This is a genomic window from Nocardioides sp. Soil777 (assembly GCF_001428425.1).
Classification (GTDB): domain Bacteria; phylum Actinomycetota; class Actinomycetes; order Propionibacteriales; family Nocardioidaceae; genus Nocardioides; species Nocardioides terrigena.
The window spans coordinates 547,974-572,295 of the sequence record NZ_LMSN01000001.1 but is presented as its reverse complement, the minus strand read 5'-3'; the positions used below and the strand labels follow the sequence as shown (position 1 = coordinate 572,295).

Genomic DNA, 24,322 nt, shown 5'->3' with positions numbered 1-24,322 from the left:
GCATGACCCGCTACGACAGCCTGCTGGAGTCGGTCGGCGGCACCCCGCTGATCGGGCTGCCGCGGCTGTCGCCCAGCCCCGACGTCCGCATCTGGGCCAAGATGGAGGACCGCAACCCGACCGGCTCCATCAAGGACCGGCCTGCGCTCAAGATGATCGAGCAGGCCGAGAAGGACGGGACCCTGCGTCCCGGCGCCACGATCCTCGAGCCGACCTCGGGCAACACCGGCATCTCGCTGGCCATGGCGGCCAAGCTCAAGGGCTACCGGATCGTCTGCGTGATGCCCGAGAACACCTCCGAGGAGCGCCGTCAGCTGCTGCGCATGTGGGGGGCGGAGATCGTCTCCTCGCCCGCCGCCGGCGGCTCCAACGAGGCGGTCCGCGTCGCGAAGAAGATCGCCGGTGAGCACCCGGACTGGGTGATGCTCTACCAGTACGGCAACGAGGCCAACGCCCTCGCGCACGAGGAGGGCACCGGTCCCGAGCTGCTCGCCGACCTGCCCGAGATCACCCACTTCGTCGCCGGGCTCGGCACCACCGGCACCCTGATGGGCGTGTCCCGGTTCTTCCGCTCCGCCAAGCCGGACGTCAGGATCGTCGCCGCCGAGCCGCGCTACGGCGAGCTCGTCTACGGCCTGCGCAACCTCGACGAGGGCTTCGTGCCCGAGCTGTACGACGCGTCGCTGATCGACTCGCGCTTCTCCGTCGGCCCGCGTGACGCGGTCCGGCGCGTGCGCGAGCTCCTCGAGCTCGAGGGGATCTTCGCCGGCATCTCGACCGGGGCGATCCTGCACGCCGCGCTCGGCCAGGCCGCCAAGGCGGTCAAGGCCGGCGAGCGTGCCGACATCGCCTTCGTCGTCTGTGACGGCGGGTGGAAGTACCTCTCGACCGGTGCCTACGAGGGCACCGTCGACGAGGCGGAGGATCGCCTCGACGGGCAGTTGTGGGCATGATGGCTCCGTGCTCCCGCGAGTCCTCCGTCGTGTGCCGCTGGTCCCGGCGCTCGCTGCGCTCGTCCTGACCCTGCTGCCGTTCGCGACCTCTGTCGCGCCCGCCTCGGCCGAGCTGGTCCTCGTCCAGCCCCCGCTCACCAACACCGAGCCCCCGTCCGTCGACGGACGCCCGCGCCAGGGCGAGGTGCTGCGGGCGCACCCCGGCAGCTGGACGCCGCGGCGTGCCGAGACGACGTACCGCTGGCTGCGCGACGGCGAGCCGGTCCGCGGCGCCCGCGAGCGCCGCTACCGCCTGGGCGCCTCCGACGTCGGCGCCCGCCTGCGCGTCGAGGTGCGGGTCCGCGCCGACGGCCACGGGTGGACGGCCGCCCTCTCGGCGCAGACCCGCCGGGTGGCGTACGCCGCTCCGGTACGGCGCCGCGTCACCTACAGCGTCGCGACCCGCGGTGCGATCACCACGAGCGTCGCCGTCTTCCGCCGCCAGGCGCAGGAGACGTTCGACGACGCGCGGGGCTGGCGGGCCGGTGGCGTCGAGTTCAGACGGGTGCCGCGGGGCGGCGACCTCACCCTGGTGCTGGCCGCCGCGGCCACCCTCCCGTCCTTCTCCGCCACCTGCTCGACCATGTGGTCGTGCCGGGTCGGTCGCTTCGTGGTCATCAACCAGGAGCGGTGGAAGCACGCCTCACCCGCGTGGAACGCCGCCGGGCAGGCGTTGCGCGACTACCGCCACATGGTGGTCAACCACGAGACCGGCCACTGGCTCGGACGCGGCCACGTCGGCTGCCCGGGGCCGGGCCGCCCGGCGCCGGTGATGATGCAGCAGTCCAAGGGGCTCTCGGGCTGCCGCTTCAACCCCTGGCCGTTGCCCGGCGAGCGCTGAGCGAGCCCGACTGCGCGTGAGCGCTGAGCCAGCGGTCAGTCGGCGCTGACGCCGAGGTCCTGGTCGGCGTCGTGCTCGCTGCCCGGCACCGCGGGGAGTCCGAGGAGGTCGAGGGCCAGGTTGGCGACCATGCCGTTGCGGACCGGTTGGACGCCGTCGTACGACACCCGGTCGCGGCCGGGGTCGGCGTAGTCGGGGTTGAGGTCGTAGAGGTCCGTGCCCGGGTCCACGCCGCTGCCCCACACCACGAAGGGGACGCGGTAGTCGTGGATCGAGGTCGCGTCGTAGTGGCCCTTGCCGCGCCCACCGTGGTCGGCCGTGAGGATCACCGTCGTGTGGCCGGCGTAGCGGGGGTCCGTGCGCAGCACGTCGATGACGCTCCCCACCCGGCGGTCGGCCCGGCGCACGGCGCGGAGGTAGGCCTGGCCCATGAAGCCCTTCGCGTGGCCGACGACGTCGGGCTCGGACAGGTGCAGGAGGCGGAAGGCGCGGGTGGCGCCGCCGAGGTCGCGCTTGAAGGCCCGGACCAGCTTCTGGTTGTTCTCGATGATCGTCTGCGCGTCGGTGGCCAGCGGCCACGAGCGGTCCCACAGGGAGAACTTGGTCTTGCTCGCGAAGAAGCCCGCGGAGAGGTCGGCGTCGTCGACGACGGTGAAGACGGACTCGACCGACTCGCCGGCCGCGGCCTGGACGGTGCCCGGTCGGCGGCGGTCGTCGTTCCACGTCACCCCGTGGCCGCCGGTGGTCGCCTGGATGCGTCGCCCGGTGACCATGCCGGTGTGGTTGGGCAGGGTGAGGGTCAGCTCGTGCTCGGTGCGGGCGTTGAGCGTGCTCGCGCCCTGGTCGAGCAGGGCGTGCAGGTGCGGGGTGCCGGCCCGCCCGAGCTTGGTGAGGGCCTTCGGGTTGAGCGCGTCGATGGAGATGGCCACGACCGTGTCCGTCACGGCGCGGCGGCTCGTGTCGGGCGCGGGCGCAGGGGCCGGCGCGCTGGTCGCGGCCGCCCCGGCTCCTGCGCCGAGGAGCGCGGCGGAGGCGAGGAGGGCGATCGAGCGGCGTGCGGCGGTGCGTCCGGGCATGGGCGTCAGGATAGGCGCCCGTGCCCGGAGGTCCCGATTCTGCTCACGCGAGCGCGGCGCGGATCGCCTCCATCGGCGTGGTGGTCGGGCGGCCCAGGAGGCGGGCCAGGTCGCCGGTGTCGGTGTGCAGGTCGCCCCGGGCGATCCCGAGGTCGGAGTCGGTGAGGACCGCGGCGAACCCCTCCGGGACCCCGGCGGAGACCAGCGCGGCGGTGTGGTCCGCGGCGGGCAGGTCGTGGTGGACGACAGGGGTGCCGGACGCCTCGCTCACCCACGCGGCGTACTCGGCCAGCGTGAAGGCGACGTCGCCGCCGAGCTCGTGGACCCGGCCGGCCTGGTCGTCGGCGACCAGCGCGGCGGCGGCCGCCGCGGCGTAGTCGGCTCGCGTGGCTGCGCTGACGCGCCCGGCGCCGGCCGCTCCGAGGACGGCCCCGTGCTCGAGGGCCGTGGGCAGCTGCTCGGTGTAGTTCTCGAGGTACCACGAGTTGCGCAGCAGCACGGTGGGCAGACCGGCGTCGGCGAGCAGCTTCTCGGTGGCGGCGTGCTCCCCGGCGAGGAGCAGGCCGGAGGTCGTCGCCCGGGTGATGCTCGTGTAGCCGAGCAGCTCGACACCGGCCGCGGCGGCGGCCTCGATGACGGCAGCGTGCTGCGCGACCCGCTCGCCCACGGCGCTGGAGGAGACGAGCAGGGCGCGGTCCACGCCCGCGAACGCGGCATCGAGGGAGGCGGGATCGGTGTAGTCGGCCCGGCGTACGACGACTCCGAGCGCGGCCAGGTCGGCGATCGGCGCGGTGTCCCGCGCGGTGGCGACGACGTCGGCGGGGGAGACACCGAGGTCGAGGAGGGAGCGGACGACGAGGCGGCCGAGGTGGCCGCTGGTGCCGGTGACGAGGTAGGTGGTCATGGTGGGTCCTTTCGCGGACGATCAGGAGGGGTGTCGTCCGCTCCAACCGGCCGGTCGTCTGCATACTTCCCGAGAGTTAGTACCCACTTTGAAGTAAGGTACTGGCATGGAAGTAAGCAAGGGCCTGCGTGACCACTTCCCCGACGGCGTCTTCCCGAGCGGGTGCCCCAGCCGCACCCTGCTGGACCACGTGATGAGCAAGTGGGGCGTCCTGGTCCTGCTGGCGCTGTCCGAGGGTCCACCGCTGCGGTGGAGCGAGCTGCGCCGGCGTGCCGAGGGGGTGAGCGAGAAGATGCTGGCCCAGACGCTGCGCACCCTCGAGGCCGACGGGCTGGTCCACCGCGACGCCCGCCCCGTCGTCCCGCCGCACGTGGAGTACTCGCTGACGCCGGCCGGCACGGAGCTCGCAGCCCACCTCGTGCCGCTGATGCAGTGGATCGCGGCGCACGCGGGCGAGATCCTCGACACGTGACGTGTGACGGGACCGACGCGGCCGGGCGCGTGCCATCCGCGGTCCGCACGCCCTAGCCTTGCTGCTTGTGCCGACCTACCACCGCGAGGACCCGATCGGGATCTTCGACTCCGGGTTCGGTGGCCTGACCGTCGCCCGGTCGGTCATCGACCAGCTGCCCCACGAGTCGATCCTCTACGTCGGCGACACCGCCCGCCAGCCGTACGGCGCGAAGCCGATCGGCGAGGTCCGCGAGTACGCCCTCGAGTGCCTCGACCACCTCTACGAGCAGGGCGTCAAGGCGCTGGTCATCGCCTGCAACTCCGCGAGCGCAGCGATGCTGCGCGACGCGCGTGAGCGGTACGACGTCCCGGTCATCGAGGTCATCCTGCCGGCGACCCGGCGGGCGGTCGCGGCGACCCGCACCGGCCGCATCGGGGTCATCTGCACCCGGGCCACCGCGGAGTCGATGGCCTACGAGGACGCCTTCGCCGCCGCCCCGCACGTCGACCTGCACGTCCGGGCCTGCCCGCGCTTCGTCGACTTCGTCGAGCAGGGCGTGACCGGCGGTGAGGAGCTGACGGCCGTCGCGCACGAGTACCTCGACCCCCTGGTCGAGGCCGGGGTCGACACCCTGGTGCTCGGGTGCACCCACTACCCGCTGCTGACCGGCATCATCTCCCTCGTGATGGGTGACGGGGTGACCCTGGTGAGCTCCGCCGAGGAGTCGGCCAAGGACGTCTACAAGATGCTCGTGCGCACCGACCGGATGCGCGAGTCGGGCGAGCCGACCTACTCCTTCGCCACCACGGGCCGGCCCGACGAGTTCGAGACGATCGGTCGCCGCTTCCTCGGGGCCGAGCTGCTCGGCGCCTCCCAGTTCGCCGGTGGCCTTCGATGAGGTGTCACCGATGAGGCTCACCGTCGTCGGCTGCTCGGGCTCCTACCCGGGGCCCGACTCCTGCGCCAGCAGCTACCTCTTCGAGGCCGAGGGCCCCGACGGCGCGGGCGGGACCCGGACCTGGCGCATCCTCGTCGACCTCGGCAACGGTGCGCTCGGCCAGCTCCACCAGTACGTCGACCCGCTGACCATCGACGCCGTGTTCCTCAGCCACCTGCACGCCGACCACTGCCTCGACCTCTGCGGCTACTACGTGATGCGCAAGTACCACCCGACCGGGGCGCAGCCGCGGATCCCGGTGTGGGGGCCGCCGGACACCCCCGGCCGGATGGCGCGCGCCTACGACCTGCCCCTCGACCCGGGGATGACCGAGGAGTTCGACTTCCGTCCGCACGAGCCGGTCGTCGAGGTCGGTCCGTTCCGCGTCGAGTCGGCGGAGGTGGTCCACCCCGTCGACGCGTTCGCGCTCCGGGTGAGCGCCGACGGTCGGTCCGTCGCCTACAGCGGGGACACCGGGCCCTGCGAGTCGCTCGAGCGCCTCGCCGCGGGGGCCGACGTGTTCCTGTGCGAGGCGTCCTTCCGTGACGGCGAGGACAACCCGCCCGACCTGCACATGACGGGCTCCGAGTGCGGCACCGCCGCCGGCCGCGCCGGCGTGGGGCGTCTGGTCCTCACCCACGTGCCGCCGTGGCACGACCCCGAGGACGCGCTCTCCGAGGCCCGGACGACCTGGGACGGCCCGCTCGAGCTGGCCGTGGCCGGAGCCGTCTACCAGCTCTGAGTCGTCACACGAGTCCCGCGTCGTGGACGACCATCGCGATCTGGACGCGGTTGGTGACGTCGAGCTTGTCGAAGAGGCGCGACACGTGTGCCTTGACCGTGGGGACGGAGAGGTAGAGCTCGGCCGCGATCTCGGCGTTGGACAGTCCTCGGCCGACGCAGACGGCGACCTCCCGCTCGCGGAGGGTGAGCAGGTCGATCCGGGACCCCGCTTCGGTCGCCCGGTCGTCGGGCGCCCCGGCCCGCACCTGGCGCAGCAGGGACCGGGTGGCCGACGGCGACAGCATGGCCTCGCCGCCGGCGACGAGGCGGATCGCGCTGACGATCTCGGTCGGTGGCGTGTCCTTGAGGAGGAACCCGTCGGCACCGGCGGCGACGGCCCCGACCACGTGCTCGTCGGCGTCGAAGGTGGTCAGCACGATCACCGCGGGCGGGTCGCTGTCCCGGTGCAGGGCACGCGTGGCCTCGAGACCGTTCATCACCGGCATCCGGATGTCCATCAGCACGACGTCGGGACGCAGCGACGCGGCCTTGCGCAGGCCCTCGGCGCCGTCACCGGCCTCGCCGACGACGTGTATGTCGCGCTGGCCGCCGAGCATGAGCGTCAGCGCCGAGCGCACCAGGGCGTCGTCGTCGACGATCAGCACCGAGATCGGTGCGCCGGTCGGCCCGCTCACGTGGTCCACGGTATCGACCCGTGCAGCACGAACAGCGTGCCGCGGCGCCCGTGCTCGAGGCGGCCGCCGCGCAGCTCGGCGCGCTCGGCGAGGCCGATGAGGCCGAGCCCGGCACCGGGGGCGTCCGAGGCGTGGAAGCCGAGCGGGTTGCTGACCACCACGTCGAGGCCGCGCTCGGGGTCGCCGGAGACCTCGACCGTGACGTGGGCGCCGGGGGCGTGCTTGCTGGCGTTGGTGAGCCCCTCCTGCACGATCCGGTAGAGGGTGCGACCGGCGGCGTCCGGCACCGGCTGCCCGCCCTGGTCGACGCGGTCGTCGTACGTCACCCGGACCCCGCTCCGGCGCGTCTCGGCGATCATCCCCTCGATGTCGGCGAAGCGCGGCTGCGGCTGGTCGACCGGCTCTCCGCTGGCGTCCCGCAGCACGCCGAGCACGCCGCGCAGCTCGTGGAGGGCCTCGTTGGCCTTGCCCTGGATCTGGGTCAGCCCGGCGCGCAGCTCGTCGGCGGCGAGGTCGTCGCGGAAGGCCAGCGCCCCGGAGTGCATGGACACCTGGGTGATCCGGTGGGCGAGCACGTCGTGCATCTCGCGGGCGATCCGCTCGCGCTCGGTGCCGCGGGCCTGCGAGACCCGCAGCTCCTGCTCGGCCTCGGCCTTCGACGCGCGTTGCCGCAGCGTCCAGAGGAGCTCTCGGCGGGACCCGAGGTAGAGGCCCCAGCCCATCATCGCGGCGTTGACGACGACGTTGACCACGACCGCGATCCAGTACGGCTCGCGCAGCTCGATGGGGGCGTAGAAGGTGTACGTCGTCGCCGCGACCACGTTGGTCACCCCGACCAGGGCCACCGACCACGGCACCCGCTGCGTCGCGACGGACACCGCCGCCAGGGTCGCCGGGCCGGCGGCGATGCCCGAGAACGTGCTCAGCAGGGCCGTCACCATCGCGATGGCGACCGGGGCCCGGCGCCGCATGACGACCAGGACGTAGGCCGCGATCCCGAAGAGCACCTCGACCCAGAAGAGCACCCGGTGCGACTCCAGCTCGCCCTGGATCGCCTGGCCCCAGACCAGGGCGGAGATCAGGGCGCACACGGCCAGCCGCCAGGCGTGGCTGCGCCAGGTCAGCGGAGGCTGCGTCTCCGCCGGCGTCGGGTGGTCCATGCCGCACAGGCTAGGGCGTGCGCGGACGTCCCCTACTTTGGTAGGGGCCGGATCGAGCCCTGGGACCGATGTCCGGTGGCTCGGTCGGCGGCAGGGTGGGGTGCATGATCCGAGTGCACGGTCTGACGAAGACCTACGGCGCCTTCACGGCCGTCGACGACGTCTCGTTCGAGGCGCGCCCCGGCCGGGTGACCGGCTTCCTGGGGCCCAACGGAGCGGGCAAGACGACCACGATGCGGGTGATGGTGGGGCTGACCACCGCCACCTCGGGCGAGGTCACCATCGGTGGCCACCACTACCGCGACATCCCCAACCCCGGCCGCCACGTGGGCGTGCTCCTCGACGCCTCGGCGCAGCACGCCGGCCGCACGGGTCGCGAGATCCTGTCGATCGGTGCCGAGACGATGGGCCTCCCGGCGTCGCGCGTCGACGAGATGCTGGCGCTGGTGTCCCTCGACGAGCGTGAGGCCAAGCGCCGGCTGCGCAACTACTCGCTCGGCATGAAGCAGCGCCTTGGCATCGCCCACGCGCTCCTCGGTGACCCGTCGGTGCTGATCCTCGACGAGCCCGCCAACGGCCTCGACCCGGCCGGCATCCGCTGGATGCGTGGCCTCCTCAAGGGGTACGCCGACCGCGGCGGCACCGTCCTGCTCTCCAGCCACCTGCTCAACGAGGTCGAGATGATCGCCGACGAGATGGTGCTCATCGGGCGCGGTCGCATCGTCGCCCAGGGCACCAAGGAGTCGCTGCTCGCGGGCGCCGACCACCAGTCCACCCATGTGACGTCCCTCGACAACGAGCTGCTGGCCAAGGTCCTCGCCGAGCGTGGCCACGCCGTCGCCGGTGCCGGACAGGGGCTGCGGGTCGAGGCGCCGCCGGTCGAGATCGGCCGGGCGGCCGCCGAGCACGCGGTCGTGCTGACCGACCTGCGCGCCGCCGAGGGCGGCCTGGAGGACCTGTTCCTCTCCCTCACCTCCGACACCCAGCGCGACGTCCTCGAAGGGTCCCCGTCATGAGCGCCACCATCGCGTCCGCCGAGCCCGGCACGATCGACCTGGGCTCCTCCACCCCCGTGCCGATGGGCCGGCTGGCCAAGGTCGAGCTCCGCAAGGCCCTCGACACCCGCGCCGGCCGCTGGTTCACCATCTCGATCCTGGGGCTCGTCCTCGTGGTCCAGGTCATCTACGCCTTCGCGGCGCCCGACGACGCGCTCGGCTACGGCGACTTCCTCAGTGTCGCCGGCGGCGTGCTCGGCTACTTCATGCCGATCCTCATCATCATGCTGGTGACCAGCGAGGCCAGCCAGCGCAACGGCCTGGTGACGTTCACGCTCGAGCCACGCCGGTCCCGGGTGGTCGTCGCCAAGTTCCTCGCCGGCTTCGCCCTCTCCTTCGCCGTCATGGTCCTGGCCGCCCTCATCGCGGTCCTCGGCACCGTTCTCGGTCTCGCGACCGGCGCCGAGCCCGACTGGTCGGTCGACGGCAACCTGCTCTTCAACGGCTTCGTGCTCGCCAACGTGATCGGCGTGCTGATCGGCTTCGCCATCGCGACGCTCCTGATGAACACGCCTGCCGCCATTGTCGGTTACTTCGTCTACAGCCTGATCCTGCCGATCGCCGTCGGGATCCTCGGCTCGCTGAGCTCCGGCTTCGCCGACGTTGCCCCGTGGATCGAGTTCAACACCGCCCAGACGCCGCTCTTCACGGGCGACTACACCCCGACCGGGGAGGAGTGGGCCCAGATCGCCGTCTCCGGCGCCATCTGGCTCGTCATCCCGCTGGTCCTGGGCATCGCCCGGCTGCTGCGCATCGAGTTCAAGTAGCCCCACCGACTGGCCCCCCTCGGGGGAGGGGGTCGCCACAGCCGGGTCCGGTCATGCACGGGGACGACCGGGCCCGGCTACATCCCTGCCCGGCACCTCGACGGTCCCCGGGCGTGGCTAGGGTCGGGGACATGACTGATGCTGCTCCCGCCACCCGTGCCGACGGTCGCACCGACGACCAGCTCCGCCCGATCACGATCACCCGCCACTGGCTCGACCACGCGGCCGGCTCGGTGCTCGTGGAGTTCGGCGGCACCAAGGTGCTGTGCGCCGCCTCCGCCTCCGAGGGTGTGCCGCGCTGGCGCAAGGGCTCGGGCCTGGGCTGGGTCACGGCGGAGTACGCCATGCTCCCCGCCGCCACCAACACGCGCTCGGACCGTGAGTCGGTCAAGGGCCGCATCGGCGGTCGCACCCACGAGATCTCCCGCCTGATCGGCCGCTCGCTGCGCGCCGTCATCGACTACGAGGCGCTCGGCGAGAACACCATCGTCCTCGACTGCGACGTGCTCCAGGCCGACGGCGGCACCCGCACCGCCGCGATCACGGGCGCGTACGTCGCCCTGGCCGACGCTGTCGCCCACCTCCGCTCGCAGGGTGCCCTCGCGGGGGAGCCCCTGTCCGGCTCGGTGGCCGCGGTGAGCGTCGGGATCATCGACGGCGTGCCGCGCCTCGACCTCCCCTACGAGGAGGACGTCCGTGCCGAGACCGACATGAACGTCGTGATGACCGGCGAGGGCAAGTTCGTCGAGGTCCAGGGCACCGCCGAGGGCGCCGCCTTCGACCGCGCCGAGCTCGACGCGCTGCTCGCGCTGGCCGAGAAGGGGTGCGCCGACCTGACCACGCTCCAGCGGGAGGCCCTCGCCCGATGAGCCGGATCTTCCTGGCCTCGCGCAACGCCAAGAAGATCGGCGAGATGCAGCGGATCCTCGCCGAGCACCTCCCGGACATCGAGGTGGTCGGACTCGACGACGTCCCGGCGTACGACGAGCCGGTCGAGGACGAGCCGACGTTCGACGGCAACGCGCTGCTCAAGGCGCGCGCCGGCGCGCAGGTGACCGGGCTGCCGACGATCGCCGACGACAGCGGCCTGTGCGTCGACGCGCTCAACGGTATGCCGGGCGTGCTGTCGGCCCGCTGGTCGGGGCCGCCCAAGAGCGACGAGCGCAACAACGACCTGCTGCTCGCCCAGCTCTCCGACGTCCCGGACCCCCGTCGCGGCGCCCACTTCGCCTGCGCGATCGCCCTGGTGCACCCGGACGGGCGCGAGCTGGTCGTGCAGGGTCGGATGGACGGTCGCATCGTCCGCGAGCTGCGGGGGAGCGGCGGTTTCGGGTACGACGTGGTCTTCGTCGCCGAGGAGCACGCGACGGCCGGTCCCGACGGCGTCGGTCTCACCTCGGCCGAGCTCGATCCGGCCGAGAAGGACCGCATCTCGCACCGCGGCCGGGCCCTGCGGGAGCTGGCTCCGCGGGTCGTGGGCTTCCTGTCTTGAAACGTCTCAGGCGGAGGCCCGGGTCGCCTCCGCCGCGGCCACGCGACGGCTGACGAAGACGCCCCAGAGGGCCGCGAAGACGAACATGAAGAGCGAGTAGACGGCCGCCGGGACCGAGATCTCGACACTGTCGAGGACCTCGACGGCGACGAAGATCGCCAGCGTGGCGTTGTGGACCCCGATCTCCATGGAGGACGCGATCGCCTGCGCCTCGGTGATGCCGAGCGCCTTCGGCACGACGTACCCCACCACCAGGCTGGCGGCGCAGAAGAGCCCGGCCACGGCGCCGACGGCGGCGAAGTAGTCGGCGACGTTCTCCAGCTCGCCCAGCAGGATCGCGAGCACCAGCACCGCCAGGATGACTGCCGACGCGATCCGCACCGGCTTGTCCATGCGGGACGCGAAGCCCGGGGACCGGCGCCGGACCGCCATGCCGATGAGGACCGGGACGAGGACGAGCGCGAAGACCTTGACCACCTCGATCAACGGGAGCTGCACCTCGTCACCGCGGTCGTAGTAGCGGATCGCCAGGCTGGTGATGATCGGCAGGGTGACGACCGAGATCACGGAGTTGATCGCGGTGAGCGTGATGTTGAGCGCGACGTCCCCGCGGAAGAGGTGGCTGTAGAGGTTGGCCGTGGTGCCGCCGGGGCTCGCCGCCAGCAGCATCATCCCGATGCCGAGCAGCGGGGGGAGGTCGAAGAGCACGACCAGCCCGAAGCAGATCGCGGGGAGCAGGACGAGCTGGCACCCCAGCGCGACGAGCACCGCCTTGGGGTGCTTGCCCACCCGCGCAAAGTCGGCGGGCGTGAGCCCGAGCCCCAGCCCGAACATGATGAAGCCGAGCGCGACGGGCAGGCCGATGGTCGACAGGGCGGAATCCATGGCCGGACCCTAGCGATCCGCCGCCCCGGCCGGGTTGCTTTGCGCCGACGGCCCATGGGTGGCGACTTCGTCGTCCATGTTCCGTCGCGTTGTCGGACCCCATGGCTAGCGTCCGCGGAACCAAAGGGGGAGCGATGAAATACACACGAGAGGTCCTGCAACAAGCTGTCGCGGCAAGCACGTCGGTCGCCGGCGTCCTTCGCTACCTAGGACTCCAACACACCGGGGGATGGCACGCCCACATCAGTAGGCGGATCAAGCACTTCGACATCGACACGACCCATTTCACCGGTCAAGCCTGGCTGCGGGGTCAGGTTCTGCCGCCTCGCCGTCCACCGGAGTACTACTTGCGGGAGCATCCTGTCGGCGCCCCGAGGATCCAGGGACACCGATTGCGACGGGCCCTCATCGCCATTGGCCGTACCTATGCATGTGAGCTGTGTGGCAATGACGGCACGTGGCTGGGCAAGCCGCTGACCTTGCACGTCGACCACATCAACGGTGTGAACAACGACTGCCGTCGCGAGAATCTCAGGTTCCTGTGCCCCAACTGCCATGCTCAGACGCCCACCCATGCGGGGCGAAACAAAAAGCGCGAGTGACGTTGCGTGCGCCCGGTGAGATTCGAACTCACACTGGTACGGACCTAAACCGCATGCCTCCTGCCGTTGGGCTACGGGCGCATTTCCAGCTCGGGGGTCAATCTAGCCCGAGGTCCCGGCGCAGCTTGGCGACGTGCCCGGTGGCCTTCACGTTGTACTGCGCGACCTCGACCTTGCCGTCCTCGTCGATCACGAAGGTCGAGCGGATGACGCCCTCGACGACCTTGCCGTAGAGCTTCTTCTCGCCAAACGCGCCGTACGCCTTGTGGACAGCGAGGTCCTCGTCGGACAGGAGCGTGAGGGTGAGCGCATCGCGCTCGCGGAACTTCGCGAGCTTGGCCGGCTTGTCCTTGGACACGCCGAGCACCTCGTAGCCGGCGCCGCGCAGCGAGTCGAGGGACTCGGTGAAGTCGCACGCCTGCTTGGTGCAACCGGGCGTCATCGCGGCCGGGTAGAAGTAGACGATGACCCTGCGACCGCGCAGGTCCGCGAGGCTCACCCGGTCCCCGGTGTCGGAGGTGAGCGTGAGGTCGGGGGCGACGTCGCCGGGGGAGAGGCGTTCGGTCATCTCGGGGCTCCGGTCCTTGGGGGCAGGTGGTTGTTGCAAACGACATGCAATAAGGTGAGAGTGCGTGGTGGGCGGTGCTCGGGGGAGCCCGCCCACCCGTAACCTACCGATCGCCCGAGGAGGCCCGCGTGCACGTCCCCGACGGATTCCTCGACGCCCCGACGTCCGTGGCGACGGGTGTGGTCGCGGTCGCCGGCGTCGCCCTGGCACTGCGTGGCGCCCGTCGCGAGCTCGACGACCGCACGGCCCCGATGGCCGGCCTCGTCGCCACCTTCGTGTTCGCCGCCCAGATGATCAACTTCCCCGTGGGCGCGGGGACGAGCGGCCACCTGCTCGGTGGTGCCCTGGCGGCGGTGCTGGTCGGGCCTTGGTCGGCCGTGCTCTGCATGAGCGTCGTGCTGATCGTGCAGGCCCTGCTGATGGCGGACGGCGGCATCACCGCGCTCGGGACCAACATCACGTTGATGGCGCTGGTGGGCGTCTGGGTCGGGTGGGGCGTCTTCGTCCTCGTACGCCGCCTGCTGCCGCGGCGTACCAGCTCGGTCGTGCCGGCCGCCGTCGTCGGCGCCCTGGCCAGCGTCCCCGCGGCCGCGGCCGTCTTCTCGCTTCTCTTCGCGATCGGCGGCATCGCGCCGGTCGACCCCGGCACGGTCCTCGGCGCGATGGTCACCTGGCACGTCGTGATCGGGGTCGGCGAGGCCGTCGTCACGGGGTTGGTGGTGGCGAGTGTCGTCGCCACCCGACCCGACCTGGTCCGGGGCGCCCGGCCCGCGCTGGAGACTCGCGAGCTCGAGATCAGGAGCGCCGCCCGGTGAAGCAACGCACCTTCCTCGCCCTCGGCCTGCTGGTCTGCCTGCTGCTGGCCGGTGTGGCGAGCTACTACGCCAGCGCGCACCCCGACGGGCTCGAGCACGTCGCCGAGCAGACCGGCTTCATCGACTCCGCCGAGGACTCCGCGACCGCCGACAGCCCGTTGGCCGACTACTCCACCCGGGGTGTCGAGGACGCCCGGCTCAGCGGCGGCATCGCCGGTGTGGTCGGCGTCGTCGTGATGCTCCTCCTCTCCACCGGACTCTTCTGGGGCCTGCGACGACGCGGCGACGCCGCGGACGACGCGGCGGCCGAGGACGCCCCGAGCCACGCCGACAGCCGCGGCTGATGGGCGCCGGGCACGGGCACCGCCTCCACTTCCACGGTCACAGCCCCGTCCACCGTGCGCCGGCGCACCTCAAGCTCCTGGCGCTGCTGGCCTTCATGCTCGTCGTCGTCGCAACCCCCCGCGACTGGTACGCCGCCTTCGCGGCCGAGGCGCTCCTGCTGCTCGGTGTCGTCGCCCTGTCCCGGGTGCCCGTGCGCTACCTCGCGCCCCGGATGGTGATCGAGGTCCCCTTCGCGGTCTTCGCCCTGCTCATGCCCTTCATCGCCCACGGCCCACGCACGGAGGTCCTCGGCCTCACGGTCTCCGAGCCCGGCCTGCACGCCGGCGTCGCCCTCCTGGTGAAGGGGACGATCGGGGTGCTGGCCTCGCTCACCCTGGCCTCGACCACCGAGCCGCAGGACCTCCTGCGCGGCCTGCAGCGACTGCGGATGCCCGACCTGATCGTCCAGATCATGGGCTTCATGATCCGCTACCTCGACGTGGTGACCGCCGAGCTCGGCCGGATGATGGTGGCCATGCGCTCCCGCGGCTGCGACCCACGCTCGCCCCGGCACTGGCCGACGCTGGCCCGTGCCATGGGCGCGCTGTTCATCCGCTCCTACGAGCGTGGCGAGCGGGTGCACCTGGCGATGCTCTCCCGCGGGTACGACGGCCGCCTGCCCTCGCAGGGCCGGTCATGACGACCCCCGTGCTCGACGTGCACGGGCTGGCCTACGCCTACCCCGACGGCCACCAGGCGCTCTTCGGGGTCGACCTGCACGTCCACGAGGGGGAGCGGGTCGCCCTGCTCGGCCCCAACGGTGCGGGCAAGACCACGCTGGTGCTCCACCTCAACGGGATCCTGAGCGCGGGCGCCGGCAGTGTCACGGTCAGCGGCCTGCCCGTCGACAAGCAGCACCTCGCCGAGATCCGTCGCCGGGTGGGCATCGTCTTCCAGGACCCCGACGACCAGCTCTTCCTCGGGTCGGTGCGCCAGGACGTCGCCTTCGGTCCCGCCAACCTCGGTCTCAAGGGGGCTGCGCTCGACGCCCGGGTGATGGACGCCCTGGACCGGGTCGGCATGGCCGACTACGTCGACCGGCCTCCCCACCACCTCTCCTTCGGCCAGCGGCGCCGGGTGGCGGTGGCGACCGTCCTGGCCATGGAACCCGAGATCCTCGTCCTCGACGAGCCGTCGTCCAACCTCGATCCGGCCTCGCGCCGCGAGCTCGCCGACATCCTGCGCAGCCTCGACGTGACGGTGCTGATGGTGACCCACGACCTGCCCTACGCCCTCGAGCTGTGCCCCCGGTCTGTCGTGCTGAGCGACGGCGTCGTGGTGGCCGACGGGGCCACCCTGGACGTGCTCACCGACGACGCCCTGATGCGGGCACACCGCCTCGAGCTGCCGTGGGGCTTCGACCCGCGGACGGTTGGTAGCCTTCCCGCGTGACCAACGAACTGAGCTCGCTCGAGCGCGAGATCGAGGAGACGCGTCAGCGTCTCGCGCAGACGATCGACCAGCTCGCCTACCGTGCCCACCCCAAGACCATCGTCGGGCGCGAGGTGACCTCCGTGAAGTCCCACTTCGTCGACCTCGAGACGGGTGAGCCGCGCACCGACAACATCCTCAAGGTCGCCGGCGGCGTCGTGGGAGCGCTCGTGCTGCTCGCGGTCATCCGCCGGATCGCACGCTGACTCCGACCACCATGAGCGATCGCGCGCCGATCAAGATGCTCCACGACCGGATCCTGGTCGACGTCGACCGGGATGCGGGGGAGCGCCGCTCGTCGGGCGGCATCGTGATCCCTGCGACGGCCGCGATGGGCGCCCGCCGACTGGCGTGGTCGCGCGTCATCGCCACCGGTCCCAGCGCGCGGGCCGTCGAGGTGGGGGACCGGGTGCTCTTCGACCCCGAGGACAAGGCGGAGGTCGAGGTCCACGGCGAGGTGTACGTCGTCATGCGCGAGCGCGACGTGCACGCGGTCGCCGCCGAGCGCCTCGACGCCGGCCCGACCGGCCTCTACCTCTGAGCGGGGACGACCGGTGAAGCAGCGCGACGCGATCGTCATGACCGACGGCGAGGTCGACGCCTTCCTGACCGAGCAGCGCAACGCCACGGTGGGCACCCTCGGCCCGCAGGGCCGCATCCACCTCGTGGGCATGTGGTACGCCTGGTTCGACGGCCACGTCTGGTTCGAGACCAAGCCCCGGTCGCAGAAGGTCGTCAACCTGCGCCGGGATCCCCGGATGAGCTTCCTGGTCGAGGCAGGTCACACCTACGACCAGCTGCGCGGCGTCGCGCTCGAGGGCGAGGGTGTCGTCGTCGACGACGCCGAGCTGCTCGAGCGGGTGTGCCTCCAGGTCTTCGAGCGATACCAGGGGCCCTACACCGAGGACCTGCGGCCCTTCCTCGACGTGATGATGCACAACCGGGTGGTCGTCCGCCTCGACATCGCGCGGACCCGCTCGTGGGACCACCGCAAGCTCGGCCTCCCCGCCATGGACCTCGGCGGCTCGACGGCCGCCTCGGTCACCGGCCCGTCGGCCTGATCGACCCTCAGCTCTCGTCGCGGCAGGCACGCACCCACGTGCCGGGGGCGTACGCCGCCACGGTGTGGGCCGCCTCGTCGGCGTACATGTCCTCCTGCACGTAGAGGAAGCCCTCGCGGATGAACAAGGACTTGCCCCGCACGTGCGTGATGCTGGGGTGGGCCGTGGCGTCGTTGGTGGGCAGGTGCACGGTGATACCCATCGTGGCTCCTCAGGTCGTCGTGTCGGAGGCGTGGGCACCCCCCGATGCACGATGAACGTAGGACGGGTGGGGTGCGTGCTCCCGGACGTGCGTATGGGCGTCCCCAATTGTGGCGAGGGGAGTCGGCGGTGGACTGGACCTCACGCGCCCGGACACGACGAAGGGCCGGTCCGTGTGGACCGGCCCTTCGTTCTGTTCTGTACGCCATCAGGGACTCGAACCCCGAACCCGCTGATTAAGAGTCAGCTGCTCTGCCAATTGAGCTAATGGCGCATGTCGCGAACGGTTCTGCGAGGTGTTCTGCAACGAGGAGAAACTCTACACGCCGTCGTGGATCGGATGAAATCGAGATGCCTCACCCGAGATCGGCGAGCACGGCCTGGGCCGCGTTGTGCCCGCCGAGCCCTGAGACGGCGCCGCCGCGCCGGGCTCCGGAGCCGCAGAGGAGCACCACGTCGTCGTCGGTCTGGACCCCCCACTGCTGCGCCGCGGTGTCCATCCGTGAGCGGTTGGGGGCCCACGGCCAGTCGAGGTCGCCGTGGAAGATGTGGCCGCCGGGCATGGCCAGGTCGCGCTCGACGTCCTGCGGGACCTTGGCCTCGATGCACGGGTCCCCGTTGCCGTCGCGCATGAGGCACGACTCGATCGGCTCGACGAGGTGCTCGTCGAGGGAGGCGATGGCGCGCTCGACGGCGAGCCGCTTGGCGCCCTCGGGGTCGGTCTCGAAGAGGGCGGCCGGGGTGTGCAGCCCGAAGTAGGTGAGCGTCTGAGCGCCGGTGCCGGCCAGGTCGCCGAGGATCGAGGGATCGGTCAGCGAGTGGCAGTAGACCTCGCCCGGCATCGTCGTGGGCACCGAGCCTGCGGCCGCCTCGGCGTACGCCCGCTCCAGCTGGCTGTGGTCCTCGCCGAGGTGCAGGGTGCCGGCGAAGGCGACGGCCGGGTCGGCACCCGACCGGAGCTGCGGCAGCCGGTCGAGGAGGAAGTTGATCTTGAGCTGGGCGCCGGCGGGCTTGGAGCCGGGGTCCTCGTCCTCGCCGAGCAGGATCTTGAGCACCCACGGGGCGACGCCCGAGAGCACCCGCCGGGCGGTGACGCTGCGGGTGGTCATGCCGTCGTGCCAGCTGACCTCGGCTCCGTCCGGGCTCGTCCGGATCGAGCTGACGCCGGCGCCGGTGACGATCTCGGCACCGGCGGAGGTGGCGCTGCGGGCCAGGGCGTCGGTGACCGCGCCCATGCCGCCGACCGGCACCCGCCACTCACCGGTCCCGTTGCCGATCAGGTGGTAGAGGAAGCACCGGTTCTGGATGAGAGAGGGGTCGTGCAGCGAGGCGAAGGTGCCGATGAGCGCGTCGGTGCCGACCACGCCGCGGACGGTGTCGTCGGCGAAGCGGGCCTCGATGGCCCGGCCCAGCGGGTGGGTCACCACGTCGCGCCAGATGCCCGGGTCGACGGCGTCGCGCAGCTCGCGCTCGTGGGGGAGCGGACGGGTCAGCGTCGGGGCGACGGCGTGCGCCAGGTCGGTGACGTCGGCGTAGAACTCGCGCCACGCGTCGTACTCGGTGTCCCCGCCGGTCAGCTCGGCGAAGGATGCGCGGGTCGCGTCGCCCTCGGGCCGCTCGACGAGGAGCCCGCCGTGGCGGCCGTCGCGGATCCACGGCGTGTACGACGCCGTCGTCCGGGACGCGAGGGTGACGTCGAGGTCCAGGTCGGCCATCAGGGACTCGGGCATCAGGCTGACGAGGTAGGAGTAGCGCGAGAGCCGGGCCGGGAGACCGGCGAACGGGCTGACGGACACCGCGGCACCGCCGGTGTGGTCGAGCCGCTCGAGGAGCAGCACCGACAGCCCGGCCCGTCCGAGGTAGGCGGCCGCCACGAGCCCGTTGTGGCCGCCGCCGACGATCACGACGTCGTATGAGGTCTTCGCTGGAGTCACGCGGCCAAACCTAGCCCCGACGGAGCCCGCGATCGGCAACCCGGCCCGTTACCCTCGCCGGGTGGACTGGGGTGGTTGGTGGCGCAGCGCGCTGGTGCTGGCGCTGTACGCCGTCGTGGTCCACTTCGCGGTCGGCACGGTGTGGCCGGGCTACCACGTGGGCGAGAGCGTCCCCGTCGGTCTGGCCGCGGGCGCCCTGGTGCTCGCCTCCCGTGCGGCACGGTGGGTCTGTGTGCCCGCGGTGGCCGTGGCCTCCACGCTGGCGTACTCCGCGGCGGGTGCCGACCCCGGCGTGGCCGTGGTGTGGGGCCTGGCACTGGCGCTCGGCGCGACCGCGACCGGGCTGCTGCTGACGCGGAGGACGTCTCCCGGCCGCCGCCCCGAGCTGCGCAGCATCGACGACTACCGGGCCTTCCTCGCCTCGACCCTGCTCGGTGCCGGGGTCTCCACCGCCGTGCTCTCCGTGGCCGGGCCGGTCATGCTCGGCCACGACCTGCTGCTGATGGCCGTGGGCACCTTCCTGGCCCACCTGTCGTCGTACCTCGTGATCCTGCCGTTCTTCATGGTCACGGCCCCCCACCCGGGGGTGGTGGACGGCTGGAGCCGGCTGCTCACCTGGGGCGCGGTGCTCGCGATCATGGCGGTCGGCTTCACCAGCCACGACAAGCTCGCCGGGCTCGTCGCCATGGCGGTCATCCCGGCGCTGGGATGGGCCGCGATGCGCCTGCCCTTCCGGGACACCCTGTTCGGGGTGCTGCTCGTCGCGACCGGTGCGGAGGCGGCGGCCGTGCGTGGCGAGGGTGCCGCGGTCGCGCTCATCGGTGCCGACCATCCCGAGTGGGTGCTGAGCATCACCCACCTGTTCGTCATCACGTGCGTCCTGAGCGCGCTGCCCTTCGCCCTGGCCGTGGGCATCCAGCGGGACCTGGCCCGCCGGGCGGCCAGCGAGGCCGACACCGTGCGCCGCGTGGTCGACAACGCCGCGGGGGTCGCCATCGTCGGCACCGACGAGCTCGGCCGGATCACGCTCTGGAACCCCGGGGCCCAGACCATGCTCGGCTACGCGCCCGACGAGGTCCTGGGCCGGCTGCCGTCGGTCTTCCACCGCCCCGAGGAGATCCAGCGGCTGGCCTCGGTCCTCGGCGTCCCCCCGGACTACCCGAGCGTCGCCCAGGCCCTCGCAGACCCCGCACGCGGCGGGCTCGAGGTCGAGTTCGTCCGCAAGGACGGGCAGGCCCGCATCCACTTCATGAACCTCTCCCAGGTCGCCGACGCCCAGGGTCGTCTCACCGGCTACGTCTCGACCGCCGAGGACATCACCGAGCGGGTGGCCACCCAGCGGGCGCTGGAGCTCGCGCTGGCCCGGGAGCGCGCCTCGGTCGAGCGGCTGCGGGAGGTCGACCAGCTCAAGGACACCTTCGTCTCCAGCGTCAGCCACGAGCTGCGCACACCGATCACCAGCATCATGGGCTACCTCGAGCTCCTCGAGGACGGGGGCTTCGGCGAGCTGACGGACGAGCAGGGCGCCGCGATCGGGCGCATCGACGCCAACAGCCGGCGCCTGCTGCTGCTCATCGACGACCTGCTGGTCCTCTCGCGGGTGCAGGACCGGGGCCTGGAGAACCACCACGTCGACCTCGACCTGCGCGAGGTCGTGCTCGCCGCCCACGACGTCGTGGCGCCGACCGCCGAGCGCGCCGGCGTCGACTTCTCGTACGACGTCCCGCCGGGGCCGGTGCCCTACATCGGCGACGTCGACCAGCTGGAGCGGGTGCTGGTCAACCTGATGAGCAACGCCGTGAAGTTCAGCCCCGACGGCGGCACCGTCATCACCCGGCTCGAACCGGGCAACCGGGAGGCGCGGCTGCTGGTCAGCGACACCGGCATGGGCATCCCCGAGGACGAGCAGGTGCGGCTCTTCACCCGCTTCTTCCGGTCGTCGTCGGCACGCGGACGCGCCATCCAGGGCAGCGGCCTGGGCCTCTCGATCGCCAAGGCCATCGTCGAGCGGCACGGGGGCACCATCACGGTCGAGTCCGAGCCGGGCAAGGGCACCGAGTTCACCGTCCGGCTGCCTGCCTGAGCGAAGAGACGGCCGCCACTCTCGACAGCAGCCCCTGCAGACGGGCTCGACTCACGTCCGCCGAGGGGCCCTCGCGGAGGACGTGTAGGAGCCGGACGCGGTGACCACGGTCCCGGCCTCGCCCCTCAGGATGGCGGTGGCGTCCTGGAGGGACCCGATCGCGGCCATGCCGCCGGTCAGCTCCACGAAGCGGCAGACCGCCTCGACCTTCGGGCCCATGGAGCCGGCCGGGAAGCCCTGGGCGCGGAGCGCGGAGGGCGTCGCGCGAGTGATCGGCGCCTGCTCGGGCGACCCGAAGTCGGTCATCACGGCCGGCACGTCGGTGAGCACGAGGAGCGCATCCGCGTCCAGTGCGTCGGCGAGGACCGAGCTGGTGAGGTCCTTGTCGACGACCGCCTCCACCCCCCGCAGCTGGCCGTTCTCGTCGCGGACGACCGGCACGCCCCCGCCCCCGGCGCAGACGACGACGGCGCCGCTGTCCAGCAGGAGCCGGATCAGGCGGGTCTCGACCACGCGCTGCGGCCGGGGCGACCCGACCACGCGACGCCAGCCGGTGCCGTCGGCCTTGACGACCCAGCCGCGGTCGGCGGCAAGTCGCTCGGCGTCCTCGCGACCGTAGACCTCACCGACGAACTTGGTCGGGTCCGCGAAGGCGGGATCCGCCGCCTCCACCAACGTCTGGTTGATGATGGCGGCCACCTGGCGGTCGGGCAGGTGGTTCTGCATCGACTGCAGCAGCCAGTAGCCGATCATCCCCTGCGTCTGCGCCCCGAGGACGTCGAAGGGGTACGGCGTGGTGAGGTGCGGGTCCGAGGCGCTCTGCAGGGCCAGCACCCCGACCTGGGGGCCGTTGCCGTGGGTGATCACCAGCTCGTGCTCGTGCGCGAGCGGGGCCAGCGCTTCGACGGCGCGGCGTACGTTCTCCTCCTGCACCTCGGCGTCGGGCTTCTGGCCGCGCTCGAGCAGGGCGTTGCCGCCGAGCGCGACGACGACACGCACGTCAGCCCCCCAGGGTCGCGACGAGCACGGCCTTGATGGTGTGCATCCGGTTCTCGGCCTGGTCGAACACGATGGAGTGCCGCGACTCGAAGACCTCGTCGGTCACCTCGAGCGCGTCCATCCCGGTCTGCTGGAAGAGGTCCTCCCCGACCTTGGTGTGGCGGTCGTGGAAGCCCGGGAGGCAGTGCATGAACCCGACCTTCGGGTTGCCGGTCGCCTTCACCACGTCCATCGAGACCTGGTAGGGCTTGAGCAGGTTGATGCGCTCGGCCCACACCTCCTTCGGCTCGCCCATGGACACCCACACGTCGGTGTAGAGGTAGTCGACCGCGGCGACCCCATCCGTCACGTCCTCCGTGTGGAGGATCCGGGCGCCGGTCTCCTCGGCGATCCGGTGTGTCGCGGCGATGACGTCCGGGTGGTTCCACTGGGACCGGGGTGCGACGATCCGCACGTCCATCCCCATCATCGCCCCGGCGACCAGCAGCGAGTTGCCCACGTTGTTGCGCGCGTCACCGAGGAAGGCGAAGGAGATGTCCTCGTCGTGCTTGCCGCAGTGCTCGCGCATGGTCAGCATGTCGCACAGAGACTGGGTCGGGTGCCATTCGTCGGTCAGCCCGTTCCACACCGGCACCCCGGCGTACGTCGCCAGGGTCTCGACGTTGTCCTGGGCCGAGCCGCGGTACTCGATGCCGTCGTACATGCGGCCGAGCACGCGCGCCGTGTCCTCCATGGACTCCTTGTGGCCGATCTGCGAACCGCTCGGGTCGAGATAGGTCACCCGGGCGCCCTGGTCGAAGGCCGCCACCTCGAAGGCGCACCGCGTCCGCGTCGAGGTCTTCTCGAAGATCAGGGCGATGTTCTTGCGACTGAGGCGCGGCTGCTCCGAGCCGGCGTACTTGGCCACCTTGAGCTCGGCCGCGAGGTCCAGCAGGAACCTCCACTCCTTCGGGGTGAAGTCCAGCTCCTTGACGAAGCTGCGGTTCCTCAGGTTGAAGGCCATGGGCTCAGATCCCTTCTCGTTCGACCGGACAGGTCATGCACCGGGGACCGCCGCGGCCACGGCCGAGCTCGTTGCCGCGGATCGTGACCACCTCGATCCCCTTCTTGCGCAGGTAGGTGTTGGTGGTGACGTTGCGCTCGTAGGCGACGACGACACCGGGTCGCACGGCCAGCACGTTGCAGCCGTCGTCCCACTGCTCACGCTCCGCCGCGTTGACGTCCTGCGTGGCCGTGAGGATCTGGATGGAGTCGATGCCGAGGGCCTCCGCGATGGCGCGGTGCATGTCCTCGGGCGGGTGCTCGGTGATCCTCAGGCCCTGCTCGCCGTCGCCGGGCTCGATCGTGTACGACGGGAGCATCCCGAGCCCCACGTACTTGGTGAAGGTCTCCTCGTCGACCATCGTCATGACGGTGTCGAGGTGCATGAAGGCCCGCGTGCGCGGCATCGAGACCGCCACGATCCTGCTGGCGCTGCCGGCCGCGAAGAGGCGGCGTGCCAGCCTCTCGACCCCCTGCGGGGTGGTGCGCTCGCTCATTCCCACGAGGACGGCCCCGCGTCCCAGGACGAGGATGTCTCCGCCCTCGGTGGTGGCCGCGCCGTTGACCGAGCCCTCGGCCCACACCCGGAACGACGAGTCGGCGAAGTGCGGGTGCCAGCGGTAGATCGCCTCGTAGTGGATCGTCTCGCGCATCCTGGCCCGTTTGCGCATCGAGTTGATCGAGACACCGTCGTAGATCCAGGCGGAGGTGTCCCGGGTGAAGAGGTGGTTCGGCAGCGGTGTCAGGAGAAGGTCGTCGAGGCCGAGGGCCTGGACGACCACCGAGGAGGGCTCGGGCACCCGCTCGAGCAGCTCGCGCTTGGTCATGCCTCCGACGAGGAAGGTGGTGAGCTCCGTGTCGTCCATCGCTCCGAACGCGCGGTGCAGGCTGTCGAGGGCCATCGGGCCGTAGACGAGCTCGTCCAGGGACGTCTCGAGGATGAACTTCCTGGCCTCCGGGACCGCGAGCGTCTCGACGAGCAGCTGGTCGAGGAGGTGCACCCGCACCCCGAGGTCGCGCAGCGTCTCGGCGAACGCGTCGTGCTCCTGCTTGGCCTGCTTGACCCACAGCACGTCGTCGAAGAGGTACTCGTCGTGGTTGCTCGGTGTCAGCCGCTTCAGCTCCAGGTCGGGGCGGTGCAGGATCGCCTGCCTCAGGTGCCCGACCTCGGAGTCCACGTGCAGCGTCATGACCGGTCCCTTCGTCTCGGACCTCCAGCGTC

Annotated in this window: 29 protein-coding genes and 2 tRNA genes; 18 read left to right on the top strand and 13 right to left on the bottom strand. The window is 71.7% G+C overall.

Features of this window, described 5'->3' with window-relative positions; genetic code table 11:
• Positions 1-2: 2 nt before the first annotated feature.
• Positions 3-953: a PLP-dependent cysteine synthase family protein gene (locus tag ASG88_RS02780; protein ID WP_056885834.1), complete on the top strand. Its 951-nt coding sequence runs from the start codon at positions 3-5 to the stop codon at positions 951-953.
• Positions 954-960: 7 nt separating this feature from the next.
• Complete coding sequence (locus tag ASG88_RS02775; protein WP_162259801.1) at positions 961-1,833, top strand: DUF3152 domain-containing protein; 873 nt, start codon at positions 961-963, stop codon at positions 1,831-1,833.
• Between the two features lie 35 nt (positions 1,834-1,868).
• Here the strand turns inward: ASG88_RS02775 and ASG88_RS02770 are convergent, their stop codons facing one another.
• Both ASG88_RS02770 and ASG88_RS02765 read right to left on the bottom strand, forming a co-directional pair.
• Positions 1,869-2,909 (bottom strand): alkaline phosphatase family protein, encoded by a 1,041-nt coding sequence (locus ASG88_RS02770; protein ID WP_056885832.1) that lies wholly within the window; start codon positions 2,907-2,909, stop codon positions 1,869-1,871.
• 43 nt (positions 2,910-2,952) lie between these two features.
• Positions 2,953-3,813, bottom strand: a complete 861-nt coding sequence (locus tag ASG88_RS02765) for an NAD(P)H-binding protein (protein WP_056885831.1) — start codon at positions 3,811-3,813, stop codon at positions 2,953-2,955.
• 106 nt (positions 3,814-3,919) lie between these two features.
• Between ASG88_RS02765 and ASG88_RS02760 the strand changes: the two genes are divergently transcribed.
• The 3 genes from ASG88_RS02760 (at position 3,920) to ASG88_RS02750 (ending at position 5,946) form a co-directional block, all read left to right on the top strand.
• Positions 3,920-4,285, top strand: coding sequence for a winged helix-turn-helix transcriptional regulator (locus ASG88_RS02760; protein ID WP_056885830.1), 366 nt, complete (start codon positions 3,920-3,922; stop codon positions 4,283-4,285).
• A 67-nt stretch (positions 4,286-4,352) separates the two neighbouring features.
• Positions 4,353-5,165 (top strand): glutamate racemase, encoded by an 813-nt coding sequence (gene murI, locus ASG88_RS02755; RefSeq protein WP_056885829.1) that lies wholly within the window; start codon positions 4,353-4,355, stop codon positions 5,163-5,165.
• Positions 5,166-5,175: 10 nt separating this feature from the next.
• On the top strand, positions 5,176-5,946 hold the full coding sequence (locus ASG88_RS02750; RefSeq protein ID WP_056885828.1) for an MBL fold metallo-hydrolase: 771 nt from the start codon (positions 5,176-5,178) through the stop codon (positions 5,944-5,946).
• Between the two features lie 4 nt (positions 5,947-5,950).
• Here the strand turns inward: ASG88_RS02750 and ASG88_RS02745 are convergent, their stop codons facing one another.
• Together ASG88_RS02745 and ASG88_RS02740 are read right to left on the bottom strand one after the other, a co-directional pair.
• Positions 5,951-6,622 (bottom strand): response regulator, encoded by a 672-nt coding sequence (locus ASG88_RS02745; RefSeq protein ID WP_056886050.1) that lies wholly within the window; start codon positions 6,620-6,622, stop codon positions 5,951-5,953.
• Positions 6,619-7,782 (bottom strand): sensor histidine kinase, encoded by a 1,164-nt coding sequence (locus tag ASG88_RS02740; protein WP_056885827.1) that lies wholly within the window; start codon positions 7,780-7,782, stop codon positions 6,619-6,621. Before ASG88_RS02740 ends, ASG88_RS02745 begins: the two co-directional genes overlap by 4 nt.
• Before the next feature lie 104 nt (positions 7,783-7,886).
• Here ASG88_RS02740 and ASG88_RS02735 point away from each other — a divergent pair, with 104 nt between their 5' ends.
• The 4 genes from ASG88_RS02735 (at position 7,887) to rdgB (ending at position 11,096) form a co-directional block, all read left to right on the top strand.
• Positions 7,887-8,798 (top strand): ABC transporter ATP-binding protein, encoded by a 912-nt coding sequence (locus tag ASG88_RS02735; protein ID WP_056886049.1) that lies wholly within the window; start codon positions 7,887-7,889, stop codon positions 8,796-8,798.
• Entirely contained in the window at positions 8,795-9,604 is an 810-nt protein-coding gene (locus ASG88_RS02730; protein ID WP_056885826.1) for an ABC transporter permease subunit, read from the top strand. The genes ASG88_RS02735 and ASG88_RS02730 overlap by 4 nt, the downstream gene beginning before the upstream one ends.
• Positions 9,605-9,735: 131 nt before the next feature.
• Positions 9,736-10,473 carry a ribonuclease PH gene (rph, locus tag ASG88_RS02725; RefSeq protein WP_056885825.1) on the top strand — a complete coding sequence of 246 codons (738 nt, stop codon included), beginning with the start codon at positions 9,736-9,738 and terminating at the stop codon, positions 10,471-10,473.
• Complete coding sequence (gene rdgB / locus ASG88_RS02720; protein WP_056885824.1) at positions 10,470-11,096, top strand: RdgB/HAM1 family non-canonical purine NTP pyrophosphatase; 627 nt, start codon at positions 10,470-10,472, stop codon at positions 11,094-11,096. Before rph ends, rdgB begins: the two co-directional genes overlap by 4 nt.
• A 6-nt stretch (positions 11,097-11,102) precedes the next feature.
• Here rdgB and ASG88_RS02715 read toward each other — a convergent pair whose 3' ends face one another.
• Complete coding sequence (locus ASG88_RS02715; protein ID WP_056885823.1) at positions 11,103-11,981, bottom strand: bile acid:sodium symporter family protein; 879 nt, start codon at positions 11,979-11,981, stop codon at positions 11,103-11,105.
• A gap of 134 nt (positions 11,982-12,115) precedes the next feature.
• On the opposite strand from ASG88_RS02715, the gene ASG88_RS22385 reads away from it, so the two are divergent.
• The gene (locus ASG88_RS22385) at positions 12,116-12,583 is read left to right on the top strand and encodes an HNH endonuclease signature motif containing protein (protein ID WP_082599800.1); all 468 of its coding nucleotides are present in this window, start codon (positions 12,116-12,118) and stop codon (positions 12,581-12,583) included.
• A gap of 7 nt (positions 12,584-12,590) precedes the next feature.
• On the opposite strand, the gene ASG88_RS02710 is transcribed toward ASG88_RS22385, so the two are convergent.
• Positions 12,591-12,664 (bottom strand) — tRNA-Leu (locus ASG88_RS02710).
• Positions 12,665-12,680: 16 nt separating this feature from the next.
• Positions 12,681-13,151 carry a thioredoxin-dependent thiol peroxidase gene (gene bcp, locus ASG88_RS02705; RefSeq protein ID WP_056885822.1) on the bottom strand — a complete coding sequence of 157 codons (471 nt, stop codon included), beginning with the start codon at positions 13,149-13,151 and terminating at the stop codon, positions 12,681-12,683.
• Between the two features lie 128 nt (positions 13,152-13,279).
• Here bcp and ASG88_RS02700 point away from each other — a divergent pair, with 128 nt between their 5' ends.
• From ASG88_RS02700 to ASG88_RS02670, 7 genes are read left to right on the top strand one after another with little or no spacing between them, the layout of a single operon-like run.
• Entirely contained in the window at positions 13,280-13,966 is a 687-nt protein-coding gene (locus tag ASG88_RS02700) for an energy-coupling factor ABC transporter permease (RefSeq protein WP_056885821.1), read from the top strand.
• On the top strand, positions 13,963-14,310 hold the full coding sequence (locus ASG88_RS23420; protein ID WP_056885820.1) for a PDGLE domain-containing protein: 348 nt from the start codon (positions 13,963-13,965) through the stop codon (positions 14,308-14,310). Before ASG88_RS02700 ends, ASG88_RS23420 begins: the two co-directional genes overlap by 4 nt.
• Positions 14,310-14,990, top strand: a complete 681-nt coding sequence (gene cbiQ, locus ASG88_RS02690; protein WP_056885819.1) for a cobalt ECF transporter T component CbiQ — start codon at positions 14,310-14,312, stop codon at positions 14,988-14,990. The genes ASG88_RS23420 and cbiQ overlap by 1 nt, the downstream gene beginning before the upstream one ends.
• The gene (locus ASG88_RS02685) at positions 14,987-15,742 is read left to right on the top strand and encodes an energy-coupling factor ABC transporter ATP-binding protein (RefSeq protein ID WP_056885818.1); all 756 of its coding nucleotides are present in this window, start codon (positions 14,987-14,989) and stop codon (positions 15,740-15,742) included. The genes cbiQ and ASG88_RS02685 overlap by 4 nt, the downstream gene beginning before the upstream one ends.
• The gene (locus ASG88_RS02680) at positions 15,739-15,987 is read left to right on the top strand and encodes a DUF3618 domain-containing protein (RefSeq protein ID WP_056885817.1); all 249 of its coding nucleotides are present in this window, start codon (positions 15,739-15,741) and stop codon (positions 15,985-15,987) included. Before ASG88_RS02685 ends, ASG88_RS02680 begins: the two co-directional genes overlap by 4 nt.
• Positions 15,988-15,998: 11 nt before the next feature.
• Positions 15,999-16,322 carry a GroES family chaperonin gene (locus ASG88_RS02675; protein WP_056885816.1) on the top strand — a complete coding sequence of 108 codons (324 nt, stop codon included), beginning with the start codon at positions 15,999-16,001 and terminating at the stop codon, positions 16,320-16,322.
• Positions 16,323-16,335: 13 nt separating this feature from the next.
• A complete protein-coding gene (locus ASG88_RS02670; RefSeq protein WP_235534699.1) occupies positions 16,336-16,842 on the top strand; it encodes a pyridoxamine 5'-phosphate oxidase family protein in 507 nt (168 codons plus the stop codon).
• Positions 16,843-16,849: 7 nt separating this feature from the next.
• On the opposite strand, the gene ASG88_RS02665 is transcribed toward ASG88_RS02670, so the two are convergent.
• From ASG88_RS02665 to ASG88_RS02655, 3 genes are all read right to left on the bottom strand, one after another.
• Complete coding sequence (locus ASG88_RS02665) at positions 16,850-17,044, bottom strand: hypothetical protein (protein WP_056885815.1); 195 nt, start codon at positions 17,042-17,044, stop codon at positions 16,850-16,852.
• A 200-nt stretch (positions 17,045-17,244) separates the two neighbouring features.
• Positions 17,245-17,317 (bottom strand) — tRNA-Lys (locus ASG88_RS02660).
• An 82-nt stretch (positions 17,318-17,399) separates the two neighbouring features.
• Complete coding sequence (locus ASG88_RS02655) at positions 17,400-18,977, bottom strand: phytoene desaturase family protein (RefSeq protein ID WP_056885814.1); 1,578 nt, start codon at positions 18,975-18,977, stop codon at positions 17,400-17,402.
• A 61-nt stretch (positions 18,978-19,038) separates the two neighbouring features.
• On the opposite strand from ASG88_RS02655, the gene ASG88_RS02650 reads away from it, so the two are divergent.
• A complete protein-coding gene (locus ASG88_RS02650; protein WP_157559516.1) occupies positions 19,039-21,060 on the top strand; it encodes an ATP-binding protein in 2,022 nt (673 codons plus the stop codon).
• A 51-nt stretch (positions 21,061-21,111) separates the two neighbouring features.
• Here the strand turns inward: ASG88_RS02650 and arcC are convergent, their stop codons facing one another.
• The 3 genes from arcC to ASG88_RS02635 are packed head-to-tail and all read right to left on the bottom strand — an operon-like array spanning position 21,112 to position 24,290.
• Positions 21,112-22,059 carry a carbamate kinase gene (gene arcC, locus ASG88_RS02645; RefSeq protein WP_056885812.1) on the bottom strand — a complete coding sequence of 316 codons (948 nt, stop codon included), beginning with the start codon at positions 22,057-22,059 and terminating at the stop codon, positions 21,112-21,114.
• A 1-nt stretch (position 22,060) separates the two neighbouring features.
• Positions 22,061-23,062, bottom strand: coding sequence for an ornithine carbamoyltransferase (gene argF / locus ASG88_RS02640; RefSeq protein ID WP_056885811.1), 1,002 nt, complete (start codon positions 23,060-23,062; stop codon positions 22,061-22,063).
• A gap of 4 nt (positions 23,063-23,066) precedes the next feature.
• Positions 23,067-24,290 carry an arginine deiminase gene (locus ASG88_RS02635; RefSeq protein ID WP_056885810.1) on the bottom strand — a complete coding sequence of 408 codons (1,224 nt, stop codon included), beginning with the start codon at positions 24,288-24,290 and terminating at the stop codon, positions 23,067-23,069.
• Positions 24,291-24,322: the final 32 nt, after the last annotated feature.

What these genes read in the sequence shown, in the direction of transcription:
- ASG88_RS02780 (WP_056885834.1), top strand. Translation starts at nt 3, where the DNA reads ATGACCCGCTACGACAGCCTGCTGGAGTCGGTCGGCGGCACCCCGCTG.
- ASG88_RS02770 (WP_056885832.1), bottom strand. Translation starts at nt 2,909, where the DNA reads ATGCCCGGACGCACCGCCGCACGCCGCTCGATCGCCCTCCTCGCCTCC.
- ASG88_RS02765 (WP_056885831.1), bottom strand. Translation starts at nt 3,813, where the DNA reads ATGACCACCTACCTCGTCACCGGCACCAGCGGCCACCTCGGCCGCCTC.
- ASG88_RS02760 (WP_056885830.1), top strand. Translation starts at nt 3,920, where the DNA reads ATGGAAGTAAGCAAGGGCCTGCGTGACCACTTCCCCGACGGCGTCTTC.
- ASG88_RS02750 (WP_056885828.1), top strand. Translation starts at nt 5,176, where the DNA reads ATGAGGCTCACCGTCGTCGGCTGCTCGGGCTCCTACCCGGGGCCCGAC.
- ASG88_RS02740 (WP_056885827.1), bottom strand. Translation starts at nt 7,782, where the DNA reads ATGGACCACCCGACGCCGGCGGAGACGCAGCCTCCGCTGACCTGGCGC.
- ASG88_RS02735 (WP_056886049.1), top strand. Translation starts at nt 7,887, where the DNA reads ATGATCCGAGTGCACGGTCTGACGAAGACCTACGGCGCCTTCACGGCC.
- ASG88_RS02730 (WP_056885826.1), top strand. Translation starts at nt 8,795, where the DNA reads ATGAGCGCCACCATCGCGTCCGCCGAGCCCGGCACGATCGACCTGGGC.
- rph (WP_056885825.1), top strand. Translation starts at nt 9,736, where the DNA reads ATGACTGATGCTGCTCCCGCCACCCGTGCCGACGGTCGCACCGACGAC.
- rdgB (WP_056885824.1), top strand. Translation starts at nt 10,470, where the DNA reads ATGAGCCGGATCTTCCTGGCCTCGCGCAACGCCAAGAAGATCGGCGAG.
- ASG88_RS02715 (WP_056885823.1), bottom strand. Translation starts at nt 11,981, where the DNA reads ATGGATTCCGCCCTGTCGACCATCGGCCTGCCCGTCGCGCTCGGCTTC.
- ASG88_RS22385 (WP_082599800.1), top strand. Translation starts at nt 12,116, where the DNA reads ATGAAATACACACGAGAGGTCCTGCAACAAGCTGTCGCGGCAAGCACG.
- bcp (WP_056885822.1), bottom strand. Translation starts at nt 13,151, where the DNA reads ATGACCGAACGCCTCTCCCCCGGCGACGTCGCCCCCGACCTCACGCTC.
- cbiQ (WP_056885819.1), top strand. Translation starts at nt 14,310, where the DNA reads ATGGGCGCCGGGCACGGGCACCGCCTCCACTTCCACGGTCACAGCCCC.
- ASG88_RS02685 (WP_056885818.1), top strand. Translation starts at nt 14,987, where the DNA reads ATGACGACCCCCGTGCTCGACGTGCACGGGCTGGCCTACGCCTACCCC.
- ASG88_RS02675 (WP_056885816.1), top strand. Translation starts at nt 15,999, where the DNA reads ATGAGCGATCGCGCGCCGATCAAGATGCTCCACGACCGGATCCTGGTC.
- ASG88_RS02665 (WP_056885815.1), bottom strand. Translation starts at nt 17,044, where the DNA reads ATGGGTATCACCGTGCACCTGCCCACCAACGACGCCACGGCCCACCCC.
- argF (WP_056885811.1), bottom strand. Translation starts at nt 23,062, where the DNA reads ATGGCCTTCAACCTGAGGAACCGCAGCTTCGTCAAGGAGCTGGACTTC.
- ASG88_RS02635 (WP_056885810.1), bottom strand. Translation starts at nt 24,290, where the DNA reads ATGACGCTGCACGTGGACTCCGAGGTCGGGCACCTGAGGCAGGCGATC.